Consider the following 13,533-nt stretch of genomic DNA (forward strand, 5'->3'; position numbering starts at 1 on the left):
GAGACCTCCTCAAAATGTGTGTGTCAAAGCGAGTATCGGTCAAAGTCGGTCGGTGCCCTTTCTTCATTATAGCATGGGGGCTAGTGGGGTAAAGCAGACTGGTCAAAAAATTTCAGTTGTCAATGACTTCTATAGTGTGGGATTGCAAGTTAGGCGGATAGGGTCTTGGCTTTACAGACGTCGAAATTAGGCAAGCAGCACCTTGGACTGAAAGGACGGGTTATCCCGGAGACGCAGATAAAATCCAGTTAACCCGTAGTGTATAATGATTATGAAAAGTTTGGAAGGGAGTTTGAGAACTGATGCGGGTAATGATCGTTGGGGCAAACGGCCACGTGGGTCGGCTATTAATGGTGCAGCTGTTGGCCAAGGGGGATGAACCGATTGCCGGGTTGCGGCCGGATGAAGATGGTGAGGACTGGGAAGACCAGGGCATCGCTGTCCGCCGGCTAGACCTCCTAGAGAAGCCTGAGCGGATTGCTAGCACGTTTATGGATGCGGAAGCCATCATCTTTGCCGCGGGCTCTGGTGGCCGGACTAGGGACGATATGACGCTACTGATTGACCTGGACGGTGCTGTGAAGACCATGCAGGCCGCCGAAATTGCTGGCGTCCACCGCTTCTTGATGATCAGTATGTTATTTGCTGAGGACCGCAACCGCTGGGCCGATCCGTTGAAGCCGTTGTACGTGGCGAAATTTTACGCCGACAACTGGCTGGTCCACCAGACGCACCTGGATTACACCATCGTGCAACCGGGCGCACTGTCCTTTCATCCGGGGACTGGCAAAATTAAGAGTGACCCGTTGGCGGTCGGTAGTGTGCCCCGAGAAGACGTCGCTGCCTTCTTAGTGGCGGCTCTGCATGCTCCCCAGACAATCGGCAAGACCGTGCCGTTATTGCAGGGTGACCAATCGATTAATCAGGTGATTGACCAGTTGTGAGCATAATGGTCGCGTTCGTCAATTTTTCTTGTTAAAATGAAGACAGAAATAGAGAGTAGTCGACTGAACATTTGCTAAGGAGGGGACGGTTATGACTGAGAACTTAGTGTTAGACGCGCCAGAAGCTCTGGAGTTAGCGCACCACCTTGATGAATGGGCGAAATGGCGGCAGACAAAAGACCGGACCACGGCCGATATGGACTGGGACCGGTTCATTGCCAAGAGTCGCGAAAAAGCGCAATGGCAAGCAGGCCTCGCCACTGAAATTGACCACTGGGAAAACCTCCACGCGATTCAAATGGCACTTGAAGATCGTTTAGCGGGGACCACAGCTGGTGGCCACACGCGTCAATAGAGAAATAAAAAACCGTCTGGGGAGCAGCTCCTCAGGCGGTTTTTGTGTTTAAAAGGTTGGGTTGGTGACGGGCAGATCCAGGCGAATACGGCACAAAATTTCAGGCATAAATAAATGCAATTCGTAGCCTAAATCAGTGGCGGATTGGGGCGTGTCGCTCAGAATCCACTGACGTGTGTAGGTGACGAAGCCATCGACGAAGAAGCGCACGGCCTTGCGTTCGTCAGTGGAGAGGGCTTGGTGGCTACTGTGGGTCGTGATAATGGCCGCAAACTTTTGATTCAGGTAGCCGCGGAAGAATTGGGTGAAAGCGTTTTGCCCCTCATTCTGGAAGGCGGTGCGAAAGAAGACGCGATGCTTTTCCAGGTAAACCGTCATCTTGGTGAAAATGCCCTGCCAGGTAAAGGCGTCACATTCCTTGAAAATCTCGGTCATGGCCTCTTCGTAGTAGCTATTGACGACGTCATATTTGTCAGCAAAATATTTATAAAAAGAGCCGCGACTGACCCCAGCTTCCGCGAGAATATCATTAACGGTCATGTCTTTAATGGCCTGACGCTGGGCTAGTGTGTAGACGGCGTGTAAGAGTTGATGGCGAATATCCATAGGGTCGTGTTCCTTCCAATAAGTAGACAACTGAGGATTTTTGTTCAAATATGAACAAATTTCACAAAACGTTCGTTACTAATAATAAGCGATTCTGTTACAGTAGACAAGTAAAGTTCTTGTGACTAACTTAGGAGGGGTTCAAATGAGTCAATATCAATTTCTGAGATCGGCAACGTTGAAATCCGGTGTGACCGTGAAAAATCGGGTCGTCTTGCCACCAATGACGGAGTGCATGTCTCTGGCGAATGGGGAAGTCTCTCGTGATGAACTGCGGTACGCCGCGATTCATGCTGGGGGTGTTGGCTTATTTATCACCCCCGTCGCCAACGTCAATGCCCGCGGTAAGGGTTTTGAGGGCGAGCTATCCGCTGCCGAAGACCGGTTCATTCCTGGCCTGACGAAGTTGGCAACGACCATCCAACAGAACGGGACCAAGGCTATTTTGCAGATCTTTAGTGCCGGTCGGATGTCCAGTTCTGCCATTTTACGGGGGCAACAACCGGTTTCTGCTAGCGCCGTTGCCGCCCCGCGTCCGGGGATGGAAACACCCGCTGAGTTAACGGATGCTGAGATTGAACAAACAATCACCGACTTTGGTGAAGCGACGCGACGGGCCATTCAGGCCGGGTTTGACGGTGTGGAAATCCACGGCGCCAACACCTACCTGATCCAACAGTTCTTCTCTCCGCACAGCAACCGGCGGACCGACAAGTGGGGCGGCTCCGTTGAAAAGCGGATGACCTTCCCGTTACGTGTTGTGGCCGAGGTACAGAAGGCCGTTGCCACCTACGCGGACCGGCCATTTGCCGTTGGCTACCGCTTCTCACCGGAAGAGATTGAGGAACCTGGGATTCGGATGGCGGACACACTGAAATTGGTTCAGAAGCTGGACACCCTGGGCTTGGACTACCTCCACGTTTCCATGGGAAATGTTTGGCGGCCATCGATCAATGAGCGAACGGACAAGACGCCACTGATCGACCAGATTCAAGACGTGACCCAGGAGACGCCATTGATTTCTGTCGGGAACGTCAAGACGCCTGTCGATGCCGAACGGGTGATGGAAGCTGGTATTGACTTCGTTGCGATTGGCCGGGAAAGTATTCGCGAGCCACATTGGGTCGAGAAGGTCGAAGCCGGGGCCGAAGACAGCATTCGCTACACCTTACCACTCGCTGATTTGGACGAGCTAGGAGTTGCCTCACCATACTTTGATTTCTTAGCGGGGATGGATGCTGGGGGCGCTCACATTGGGTTTGAACCCGCACTAGCCACGACTGAAAAAGGGAATGCGGAAGATTTAGTATTTCGGAAATAAAAATGAATCCAAAAACTGCCACCTGGGCATCGACCTAGGTGGCAGTTTTTTAGCTGAAGGCGCGCCACAATCCGTAGGCTAACAGGATCAGTGGCGCAAAGAGAAACTTACCAAAATTGCTTAACAACTTTGGTAACCAGTGCTCGTGCGGGACCGTGTAATCGCGTAAGGGCATTAGGGGCAGACCGGCCGCGTAAATGCTAGCCCGTGGCGTTGGTGCCTGGGCCATTGGGTGGGGATGACGGGGCCAGCTGGCACGGAGGTGTGACAGGAGGACGGCCACCAGCGGGAAGGTGGCGTAACAGAGGGTGAGGTACCACGAGGTCAGGTTCCAAGTAAAGCTGAATTTGTTTAAGGTAAACTGGCAATTTAGCAAGATGAGAATAAGCCAAACAGGCAGGGCCTGCAGGTACAGAATGAGATAGCGACGAGGGGAGGCTGCTAGGGAAATCGACCCAGATTTTGGGGATAAATGCGCGATGGTTTTCATGATGATCACTCCTAACTTGGTTTAGTCCCAGTATAGGTGGCCTTAATCGCGTGGGTGATAAAAATAAATCGGTTAGGGTCATGACAGTGAAAACAGTGGGCTAAGGATTAAGGGTCATGGTAGTGTTCGGGCACAGCCATTTTAGCGGCGGGTGACTAGGTGACTAAAACCATTCACCTACTGGTAGGTCCGAAGATGAGGGTATTTATGGAACCGTCGTCATAACCATTCTTTTGCAGTTCTTGATTGACAATTCAGGGTGCGTCAGCGATACTTTAGAAAATAGTATCGGGGGCGAAGCGGATGGCGAACGGTCGAGCAAAGCAAGTGATGGGAATTATTTTAGGTTTAATGTTGGCGACAATTTGGGTGCAACTCTTCTCGACGCCAGTTTACGCGGCGCACCGGCAACTAGCTAGCACGCCTAAGGCCTTACGCGGGTACTGGTATACCTATGGCACCAAAACGACCCATCGCCATGCCAGTGACCTGGTTTATTTGCATGTGACCGTCAACCATATTGACGGCAGTGTGATTTCTCGCAAGACCATGAAATTAGGCCTGCAAACGTTCAGTGGGTTGAATCTGAATCCGGGGAACCCAATTGCCACAAAGTTACGTGCCAATAAGACCAATACGCTGTACCAAATCAACCGCAATCATTGGCAGTTGCATGCACTGTTGTCGACTGCAGACGGCAAACTATATGCCACCGGTCGATATGCGTTGAAGGGACGGAACACGCTGTTCTTCCAAGGGGTGGGCAGCACCCAGGGATTTAACGATCATCCTTTGGCGACCCACTCACGCCTGCACGGAAAGCATCCCGTTATCAAGTACACGAAAATCAGTCGGCAGTATCTGCACTCGATCGGCATCTTTGACTGAAGCTTGTTTAGGGGGATGGCCAACAAAAAAGGTCAGGGCAATGTTAGCCCTGGCCGTCTGTGAGTAAATTAAGGTAATTGATCGAGTTGATTGGCGCCGGCGCGCTTATGCCAAAAGGAAAATTCGGCAGAAACCAGGATAATCGCGGTGATGGTTGCGAGGAAGGTGAAGTCGCTAGCGAGTGGGACGTTGCCGGTGAATTTTAGAATCAGTGCAGCCACTGCGCTACCGAGGGTAACCAGCAAAATCCATGGCCGCCGTTTCGTCCACGCGATATACGGATTAACGTTATCCAAACTATTTGCGAAGACCGTTAATTGGTTTAACGCCAAGATGTTGATCATGCCCATTAGGTAGAATAGGTCCTGACTAATAAAGGTCTGGTGCGAAAAGCTCAGGCCAATCAAAAAGAGAATATCAACGATGGTGAGTGTTTTAATGACGGGTTTAATCGATTGGAGAACGACAGGCTTCCGTAGTGTATCGGTCAGCCCGGTATCGTTCTTGAGCAGTGTATCTAAGGAAATCTGAAAATAATCGCTTAGTTGAATCAGACTATCGATGTCGGGATAGCTTTTGCCGCGTTCCCAACTGGAAATGGTTTGTCGCGTGACGTGTAAATTCTTCGCGACGGTTTCTTGTGTTAAATCTTGATGTTGCCGTGTGCGTTTAATTCTTTCCCCGAATTCCATGGTGGTGCCTCCTCTAACTGATGGGTCTAGTATAGGCATAGGTGGGGAGAAGTGTCTAGCAAAGGTTCTCTGCAACGCTGATATGACGGCGTTTCTACTCAAATAAAAAACTCACGACCAAAACGACCGTGAGTCTTCAAAATCAATTTAAAATTAAATTTATTGTTCTTCGTACCAGCTGTAATGGAAGTTCCCATCGCGGTCGTTCCGTTCGTAGGTGTGGGCACCGAAGTAATCCCGTTGTGCTTGTAACAAGTTAGCAGGCAGAACTTCTGCACGGAAGCTATCGTAGTAAGTGATAGCAGCGGACAAACTAGGAACGGGGATGCCGGCTTGAACGGCCATGGCAACCACGTCACGGATGGATTGTTGATACTTACCGGCGATATCCTTGAAGTAGCTATCGAACAGCAGGTTGGTCAACTTAGGATCCTTGTCGAAGGCATCGGTGATATTTTGCAGGAATTGGGCCCGGATAATGCAACCGCCACGCCAAATCTGTGCTAATTCACCAAACTTCAGGTCCCAATCGTTAGCTTCAGAAGCGAACCGCAGTTGTTCAAAGCCTTGGGCGTAACTCATCAGCTTACCAAAGAAGAGGGCTTGACGAACTTCTTCAACGAACTTGTCCTTGTCAGCGATTTCGGCCTTGCCCTGCTTAGCTGCAGCTGGCAATTCCTTAGAAGCCTTGACCCGTTCGTCCTTTAACATGGAAATGTAACGAGCATAAACGGCTTCCGTAATCACGGATTGTGGAACTTGAACATCGAGGGCATCTTCGGAACTCCACTTACCAGTCCCTTTGTTGTTCCCACGGTCCTTGATGGCATCAACGATTGGCAAGTTCTTGTCGTCGCCTAAGTCATCCTTACGGGAAAGGATGTCAGCAGTGATTTCGACCAAGTAGCTATCGAGTTCACCCTTGTTCCATTCCTTAAAGATATCAGCCATGTCGTCAACGGAGATTCCGGCAACGTTACGCATGATGTTGTAGCTTTCATCGATCAGCTCTTCATCACCGTATTCGATACCGTTGTGGACCATCTTAACGTAGTGGCCGGCACCGTTAGGCCCAATGTAAGTGACACATGGCTTGCCGTCTTGAGGCGCCTTAGCCGCAATTTTAGTTAAGATAGGTTCAACGAGATCATAAGCTTCCTTTTGGCCGCCGGGCATCAGTGAAGGTCCTTGTAAGGCCCCTAATTCACCACCGGACACACCCATACCAATGAAGTTGATGCCGGACTTGTCCAGTTCAGCGTTCCGTGCCATGGTGTCATGGAAGTTCGTGTTCCCACCATCAATCAGCACGTCACCCTTATCAAGCAATGGTAACAGTTCGTGAATAACGGCGTCAGTTGGCTTTCCAGCCTTAACCATCAAGAGAATCCGCCGTGGCGTTTCCAAAGATTTAACAAAGTCTTCAACCGTGTAACTTGGAACCAGTTTCTTTTCGCTGTGGTCCTTCATGACTTGTTCAGTCTTGTTTGCGGAACGGTTAAAGATTCCGACCGTGTACCCGCGACTTTCGATGTTCAGGGCTAAGTTCTTGCCCATGACTGCCATACCAACTACACCAATATTTGCTTTTTGATCTGCCATTAGTAACCTTCCTTTTTGTTTCAAAATTAGTAACGACTTTCCACCAGCTAGTGTAGCATTGAACAATTTGAAAGGAAACTGATTTGACTGGAAATGGGTGAAAAAATCACTCAGGTTTCAAAACAGTCGCGCAAAATGGTAACAGTACGCGGTCTAGGAACGCTTTTCCTGGAAATCACGCATGTTCGTCGCAACCTTGGCCAGCAATTCTTCGAGCAGGGCGGCCTCACCGGTAGATAAACCGGCGGTGCCGATGGCCAGGACGTGTTGCTCATAGGCTTCAAGCGCGGGTGCCATTGCCATGCCCTTAGACGTGGCGACTAGGGGTCGGCGTTTCTTATTGGCGTCATCGGTCTCACGACTGACATAGCCACTCGTGATAAGCTTGCGCACAGTTCGTAGACAGGTGGAGGGGTCAACGTGAAGTTGGCTAGCCAACTCGGTCTGGGTGATCCCTGGCTGTTCCGTGATCCGTAGAAGATAGATGAATTGATTGTTAGCGAGATCGTCAGCTTGAAAAAGTTGGTTTCCCATGGTTGCCGTCACACGGGCAATCAAGCCGATGCTGCGAAAAGAATTTGCCATATTTTCTCCTTCTATAGTTGCATTTGCAATTAAAATGACCGATACTATTTAAAAATAGTATAACACAGAGAGAAGATAATTGACTTGGAATGGCAAACTAAATGGTTTAATGAGCTGTCGACAACTGATTTATATAAGATTGCATATGAACGTATTCGCACGTTCGTTATCGCGCAAGACCGGGTCTATCAAGAAATTGATGATATTGATCCCGTGGCCCACCACGTGCTGGGGTATGACGGAAACCAATTGGTCGCCTACGCGCGGGTCTTCGAGGAGGATGACCACGTCACGTTTGGCAGGGTCCTGACGATTCCAGAGCGTCGGGGGACGGGACTGGGTCGACAACTGGTCGACCACATCGAAGCGGACCTGCACGCTAACTTTGCGTTGCAACCTATCAGCATTGAGGCTCAGATTGATAAGCAGCATTTCTACGAGAAGTTTGGCTACACCGCGACGGGTACCGTGTTTAATTTCCATGGGACGCCGCATATTCAGATGACGAAGGCAGGAATCTAAGGTCCGAAATAAATCCAAGCCACGACGCATCAAACGGGGATTATAGTGAGAGCTATAGTCCTTTTTTACTGCCAAAGATTAATTTTCTGCCAACAACTCCGGACTGCAGAGCCGCACCAACCCTGGCCAATCCACAATCGTCAACGATTTGCGGGCCGTAGTCACGATTCCCTTTTCCCGCAGTTTTTGCAGTACCCGAGTGAACGTTAATAAAGGAACGCCAACGTTGCTAGCCATGGCTTCCTGGGTGAGAACGATGCCGTGGGGTTTCAGCAGCTTTTCGTACTGATACAGGTAGTTGCAGACCTTGGTCTGACTGTCCTGCGACGCCAAAATCACAGCGTCATAGAGCAAAATATTGCTGAAGTCGGCGTATTGTCGCAGCATGGCCTTGGCGAAGTCGGTGTCAGCCAGTTGGGATGCCAAAAACTGCTGCGACAACGGCGTGACCACCACATCCGTCTGAGCCTTGACTAGAAAGGCGTCGCGTTCCATACGATATTGCCGCTCAAGCGGACTATACAGGGGGAATAAGTCACCGGGACCGATGAACCATTCCGTTTTTTCACGACCCGTTTCGGCATCCAAAATGTAGAAACGCAGGACGCCACGATGAATATAAAAACTACGACTCATGAATTCGCCAATGGTGACCAGTTGGTCGTTGGCTTGAAAGGTCTGCGGAGTTCGCCCCGCCGTTAACTTAGCCGCAAAGGGAGTAAAGATACCTTCTGAGTAATATTCAGGGATTTTGAGCATTGGCAACCACCTCATTTGATGTATAAGCGCTTTCAATTATAGCTTAAAATGACCCTAACAAACGTACTCAAGGAGGAATTCGTCATGACAAAACAAGTGGCCATTATTACCGGTGGGACCAGTGGTATTGGGTTAGCAACAGCGCAAAAATTTGTCCAAGAAGGTTATGAGGTCGTTGCGGCTAGCGTGGATTCAGCAGAAAAAGTTGCCGCTGCTAAAGCACAAATTGGAGAAAAACATTTCAACGTGGTGAGTTGTAACGTTGCCGACCGGGATGCCGTCGCTGAAACCGTCGCGGCAGTGGTGAAGCAGTATGGTCGGATTGATGTGTTGGCCAACGTGGCGGGCATTCTGGCCAAGGAAGTTGATTTGACCGATGCCGATTTGGACAACGTTGAACGGACGATTCAAATCAATCTGATGGGAACCATTTACATGGCTCAAGCCGTTGCCCGGGTCATGAAAGAACAGGGGAGTGGCACCATCGTTAACGTCGGCTCAATCGACGGTGTCATGGCGAACCACGAATCAATCGCCTACCACGCATCCAAGGGTGGCGTGCACATGTTCACCAAGGCCTTGGCCCGTGAACTCAGTCCCTTTGGTATCCGGGTCGTCTGTGTGGCGCCCGGTTGGGTTGACACGGGGATGGTGCCGGACAAGGCCCGGGCTTACGGATCGAAGCTATTGATGAAGGGCCGCCTGATCACTACCGCAGAATTAGCTGGCGCTATTTGGCTGATGACCTTGCCGGAGGCCGCAGCCATTAATGGGAGCGTGGTCATGGCCGACGATGGTTACGCTGAGTTTAAGGGTTTGGGTATTCTGGATTTATAAAACGAATCGGTCACAACAAAAAAAGCGCTGATTACCAGATTCCTGGCAGTCAGCGCTTTTGCTTAATTATAAATTAGTTGTTTAAACGGTAGATCCATTCACGGTGGTCGCGTTGAATTAATTCTTCAGCGGCGGCTGGTCCCATTGAATGTGGCGTGTAGTTAGGGAAGTTAGGTGCTTGTAAGTCCCAAACACGACGGATTTGATCCACGAACTTCCAAGCGTAGGAAACTTCTGGCCAACTTGAGAAGTTAGTCCCGTCACCTTTCAAGACGTCGTGTAACAGACGTTCGTAAGGTTCTGGCGTTTCCTTAGACTTTTCAGCATCAACCAAGTAATCCAACTTGATTGGTTCCGTTGAGAAGCCAGCGTCGTTGGTTTTGGCGTTCAATTGAAGAGAGAACCCTGCGTGTGGTTCAACGAAGATCGTCAAAACGTTGGCAGCCAATGGCGTGTTTTGAGATTGTGGGAAGGCAAAGATATCAACCAGTGGACGCTTGAAGACCACGTCAACTCGGGTGAACTTGTCAGCCAACATCTTACCAGTCCGCACGTAGAATGGGGTACCGGACCAACGGTAGTTGTCGAACAACAGCTTGCCGGCAACGAAGGTTTCAGTCGTAGAATCAGCTGGAACATTGTCTTCATGACGGTAGTCTGGTTGGTTGTCAACGGAGCCGTATTGGCCACGGACAAAGTTGGTTGCGGCGTCAGCGACGTTGTACACGCGCAGGCTCCGTAAAGCTTTGACCTTTTCAGCACGGATATCAACGTCCGTGAAGGCAACGGGTTGTTCCATGGCTAACAGGGAAACGATTTGCATGATATGGTTTTGGACCATATCACGTAAAGCCCCACTGTTGTCGTAGTATGAAGCCCGTTCTTCAACCCCTAACTTTTCAGAAAGGGTCACTTGGATGTTGTCAATGTACCGGTTGTTCCACAGAGATTCAACCAGCGTGTTCCCAAAGCGCAAAGCTTCGATGTTTTGGATCATTTCCTTACCTAAGTAATGGTCAATCCGGAAGATTTGTTCTTCCTCGAAGGAGTTGCTTAAGGCATCGTTTAACTGCTTAGCGGAGTCAAAGTCGCGGCCGAATGGCTTTTCAATAACCAACCGGTTGAAGGCGTCTTTGTTGGTGGACATCAAGCCTTGCGCCTTTAAGTCTTTAGCAATCGTGCCGAAGAATTGTGGGGCCATAGACAGATAGAAGATTCGGTTACCTTGTAACTTGTACTTCTTGTCCAGCTTTTCAGCAGCGTCCTTCAAGACGGAGTAGTGCGCCGTGTCGGTAACGTCGTGAGCTTGGTAGTAGAAATGAGAAATAAAGTCGCTGGCTTCTTTTGAGTCGGCGCGGTTACCGCTGTCAGCTAAAGACTTCTTAACTGCGACACGGAATTTGTCATCATCAAGCGTTTGACGGGAAGTCCCGATAACGGCGAAGTGTGTCCGTAAACTGCCTTTTTTGTAAAGGTTAAACAGACTAGGGTAAAGTTTCCGGTAAGCTAAGTCACCGGTAGCCCCGAAGAACATGAATAAAGCTGTGCGTTCAGTTGCCACGAGATTGTCACTCCTTAAGTGTAAGTTCGTTATATGAGTCGTATCTACAATAAATATGAGAAACAGTTAGCAATGCTGTCGGCTATCCGTGAGCGGTGAGCAATGCCGCCCCGGGTCCGCAATGATCTAAACGATGTCTAGACCACTTCAAAAATGTATTATACGCTTCTTTGCCATGAAACGCGACCTTTTTAAAGCAAGAATTTAAAATTTGGACAACCGGTTGCAATTGCGTAAAATCAACGTTTTCATCGATTTGACGTTTTCATGAAAACGATAATATTTACGACGAATTAGCATGGAAGCGACTTTCGCTTAGCCCTTTTGTGAAATCGCTGCCACTTGTAGTCTATCAGAAACGGGTTCGATAGTAACGTGAGACGACGCGAATTTGTGAAAAATTTTGGGGCAAAATCATGGTACACTGAATCCATTAGAAAAGAGGGATTGCCATGAGTTGGAATCAACGAGAAATCCAGACGGTAACCACGGCGGACGACCTGCGCCAGTTATTTATGAAGCTGGGGCTCGAGTCCACGGACACCTGTCTGGTTCACACGGCGCTCAGTGCCTTTGGGTTCATTCCGGGCGGGGAGCAGACGTTGGTGACTACATTAAAAGCGACGCTGTGGGACGGCAATATTGCCATGCCCGCGCAGTCAGCGGATTGGTCTGACCCGGTCGATTGGGAAAATCCGCCCGTTCGTGCCGACTTGCAGGCCAAGGTCATTGCCGGCATGCCAGCCTTTGACCGGGAGCAAACACCCTGTCACATGATTGGCTTAATGCCGGAATATTTTCGGACGTTACCGGACACCCATCGGAGCAATCACCCAACCTGTTCGATGACCGCCTGGGGTCGTGATGCCGAGAAAATCTGTGAGACGCCGACCTTGGACGTGCCATTTGGTGAACTGGGGCCCCTCCAGAAACTCTATGACTTGGACGCCAAGGTCGTGTGCCTGGGGACACCATTTGAGAATGCCACAGCGATTCACCTGGCGGATTCCACGATTGGTCGACCAACCCACCTGGAACGGGCGCCCATCAGCGTCGACGGCAAGCCACAGTGGGTCTCCTTTGCCATGGCACCGCTGGAACCCTACGATGATTTCAATGAAATGGGCGCCGCATTCATGGCCGCACAGCCAGACGTCGTCCACGAAGAACCCATTGGTGACGGGCACTTGGCTCGGGTCATGTCGATGCGAGCCCTGGTCGATTTTGCGCGTACCTATTACCGGGAGAAAGATTTAGCCGCTAAATAGGTAGTGATTATAGAAATGAAGACAGGCACCGCTAACGCTATCTCGAGGATAGTCCTAGCGGTGCCTGTCTTTTTGAAGTTAACACTTAGTTAGCCAACGCCTTCAAAGCGTCAAAGTCTGTTTGGCTCAGGTCAATGTCTTGGCCGTGAATGTTTTGTAATTCGTGTTCGCTGGACTTGGTTCCAGGAATTGGTAAGATGACGTCCGAGCGCTTCAGCAGCCAGGCTAAGGCAATCTGAGCGGGAGACGCGTCGTATTTCTGTGCGATATTGGTCAGCGTTGGGTTGTCGATGAGCTTGCCGGTCGCTAACGGGAACCACGGAATGAAGGCGATGTGGTGGGCGTCGGCGTAGTTCAGCACGTCTTCATCCTGGCGATTACTGAGGTTGTACATGTTTTGAACGGAAGCGATTGGCGCAATTTTTTCGGCTTCCTTGAGTTGGTCGACGGAGACCTGACTCAAGCCAATGTGTTTGATCTTGCCCTCGTCCTGTAAGGCCTTCAGCTCCCCAATTTGGTCGGCAAATGGCACGTTGGGGTCGATGCGGTGTAATTGGAGTAAATCAAGATGGTCGAGGCCTAGGGTAAACAGGTTCAGTTCGACCTGCTGACGGAGGTAGGCTGGCACACCGGTTGGGGTCCACAGGTTCGGCCCTTGCCGCGTTTGGCCAACCTTGGTGGCAACCATCACATGGCTGTCGGGCCGGTTTTGCAGGGCCTGACGCAGGTACAGGTTGGCGTAGAAGGGACCGTAAGCATCGGCGGTATCGATGAAGTTCACGCCATGATCGATGGCCGTTTCAATGACCTTGACCGCGTTATCGGGATCCGGCACGGGGCCCCAGACGCCGTCACCGGTCAGCTGCATGGTGCCGTAGCCTAAGCGATTAACGGTTAACTCGTCGTCAAATTTAAATGTTTTTTCCATTAGAGATCCACCTTAATTTTTAGAATATGGTTATGCACAATAAGTTAGTCTTTTACCAATACAATCGCAAACATTTCGCCTCGGAAAAATGGTGAATCAAGTTAATTTTAAGGGACGTTAAAAAAGTCTAAACTCCTGTTCGATTTTAGACCTTTTTACCATAAAATCTGTTATA

15 protein-coding genes are annotated in these 13,533 nt (G+C 50.1%); 7 read left to right on the forward strand and 8 right to left on the reverse strand.

The features are described 5' to 3' along the window. Window positions 1-302 precede the first annotated feature (302 nt). A complete protein-coding gene (locus tag ACEPST_RS06060) occupies window positions 303-944 on the forward strand; it encodes an SDR family oxidoreductase (protein ID WP_204122266.1) in 642 nt (213 codons plus the stop codon). Window positions 945-1,035: 91 nt separating this feature from the next. Continuing rightward, entirely contained in the window at window positions 1,036-1,299 is a 264-nt protein-coding gene (locus ACEPST_RS06065; RefSeq protein WP_125765322.1) for a hypothetical protein, read from the forward strand. A gap of 48 nt (window positions 1,300-1,347) precedes the next feature. Here ACEPST_RS06065 and ACEPST_RS06070 read toward each other — a convergent pair whose 3' ends face one another. Further along, window positions 1,348-1,905 (reverse strand): TetR/AcrR family transcriptional regulator, encoded by a 558-nt coding sequence (locus ACEPST_RS06070; RefSeq protein ID WP_204122265.1) that lies wholly within the window; start codon window positions 1,903-1,905, stop codon window positions 1,348-1,350. A gap of 145 nt (window positions 1,906-2,050) precedes the next feature. On the opposite strand from ACEPST_RS06070, the gene ACEPST_RS06075 reads away from it, so the two are divergent. Next, complete coding sequence (locus ACEPST_RS06075; RefSeq protein ID WP_204122264.1) at window positions 2,051-3,226, forward strand: NADH-dependent flavin oxidoreductase; 1,176 nt, start codon at window positions 2,051-2,053, stop codon at window positions 3,224-3,226. 49 nt (window positions 3,227-3,275) lie between these two features. Here ACEPST_RS06075 and ACEPST_RS06080 read toward each other — a convergent pair whose 3' ends face one another. Then, window positions 3,276-3,716 (reverse strand): hypothetical protein, encoded by a 441-nt coding sequence (locus ACEPST_RS06080; RefSeq protein WP_204122263.1) that lies wholly within the window; start codon window positions 3,714-3,716, stop codon window positions 3,276-3,278. 303 nt (window positions 3,717-4,019) lie between these two features. Here ACEPST_RS06080 and ACEPST_RS06085 point away from each other — a divergent pair, with 303 nt between their 5' ends. Next, window positions 4,020-4,604, forward strand: a complete 585-nt coding sequence (locus ACEPST_RS06085; RefSeq protein ID WP_204122262.1) for a hypothetical protein — start codon at window positions 4,020-4,022, stop codon at window positions 4,602-4,604. A 68-nt stretch (window positions 4,605-4,672) separates the two neighbouring features. On the opposite strand, the gene ACEPST_RS06090 is transcribed toward ACEPST_RS06085, so the two are convergent. The 3 genes from ACEPST_RS06090 to ACEPST_RS06100 form a co-directional block, all read right to left on the reverse strand. Next, a complete protein-coding gene (locus tag ACEPST_RS06090; RefSeq protein ID WP_204122261.1) occupies window positions 4,673-5,296 on the reverse strand; it encodes a helix-turn-helix domain-containing protein in 624 nt (207 codons plus the stop codon). A 159-nt stretch (window positions 5,297-5,455) separates the two neighbouring features. Beyond that, window positions 5,456-6,898: an NADP-dependent phosphogluconate dehydrogenase gene (gndA, locus tag ACEPST_RS06095; protein ID WP_125765318.1), complete on the reverse strand. Its 1,443-nt coding sequence runs from the start codon at window positions 6,896-6,898 to the stop codon at window positions 5,456-5,458. Window positions 6,899-7,051: 153 nt separating this feature from the next. After that, window positions 7,052-7,483: a MarR family transcriptional regulator gene (locus ACEPST_RS06100; RefSeq protein ID WP_204122260.1), complete on the reverse strand. Its 432-nt coding sequence runs from the start codon at window positions 7,481-7,483 to the stop codon at window positions 7,052-7,054. A gap of 84 nt (window positions 7,484-7,567) precedes the next feature. On the opposite strand from ACEPST_RS06100, the gene ACEPST_RS06105 reads away from it, so the two are divergent. Next, the gene (locus tag ACEPST_RS06105) at window positions 7,568-8,005 is read left to right on the forward strand and encodes a GNAT family N-acetyltransferase (protein ID WP_204122259.1); all 438 of its coding nucleotides are present in this window, start codon (window positions 7,568-7,570) and stop codon (window positions 8,003-8,005) included. Window positions 8,006-8,083: 78 nt separating this feature from the next. Here the strand turns inward: ACEPST_RS06105 and ACEPST_RS06110 are convergent, their stop codons facing one another. Further along, the gene (locus ACEPST_RS06110) at window positions 8,084-8,764 is read right to left on the reverse strand and encodes a Crp/Fnr family transcriptional regulator (protein ID WP_204122258.1); all 681 of its coding nucleotides are present in this window, start codon (window positions 8,762-8,764) and stop codon (window positions 8,084-8,086) included. A gap of 84 nt (window positions 8,765-8,848) precedes the next feature. Here ACEPST_RS06110 and ACEPST_RS06115 point away from each other — a divergent pair, with 84 nt between their 5' ends. Next, window positions 8,849-9,601, forward strand: a complete 753-nt coding sequence (locus ACEPST_RS06115; protein ID WP_204122257.1) for an SDR family NAD(P)-dependent oxidoreductase — start codon at window positions 8,849-8,851, stop codon at window positions 9,599-9,601. A 73-nt stretch (window positions 9,602-9,674) separates the two neighbouring features. On the opposite strand, the gene zwf is transcribed toward ACEPST_RS06115, so the two are convergent. Then, window positions 9,675-11,162: a glucose-6-phosphate dehydrogenase gene (zwf, locus tag ACEPST_RS06120; protein WP_204122256.1), complete on the reverse strand. Its 1,488-nt coding sequence runs from the start codon at window positions 11,160-11,162 to the stop codon at window positions 9,675-9,677. Window positions 11,163-11,614: 452 nt separating this feature from the next. On the opposite strand from zwf, the gene ACEPST_RS06125 reads away from it, so the two are divergent. Continuing rightward, the gene (locus ACEPST_RS06125) at window positions 11,615-12,430 is read left to right on the forward strand and encodes an aminoglycoside N(3)-acetyltransferase (RefSeq protein ID WP_204122255.1); all 816 of its coding nucleotides are present in this window, start codon (window positions 11,615-11,617) and stop codon (window positions 12,428-12,430) included. 85 nt (window positions 12,431-12,515) lie between these two features. Here the strand turns inward: ACEPST_RS06125 and ACEPST_RS06130 are convergent, their stop codons facing one another. After that, on the reverse strand, window positions 12,516-13,358 hold the full coding sequence (locus tag ACEPST_RS06130) for an aldo/keto reductase (protein WP_204122254.1): 843 nt from the start codon (window positions 13,356-13,358) through the stop codon (window positions 12,516-12,518). Between the last annotated feature and the right edge of the window lie 175 nt (window positions 13,359-13,533).

The organism is Levilactobacillus sp. FUA 3915 (assembly GCF_044053135.1).
GTDB classification, from domain to species: Bacteria; Bacillota; Bacilli; order Lactobacillales; family Lactobacillaceae; genus Levilactobacillus; species Levilactobacillus lanxiensis.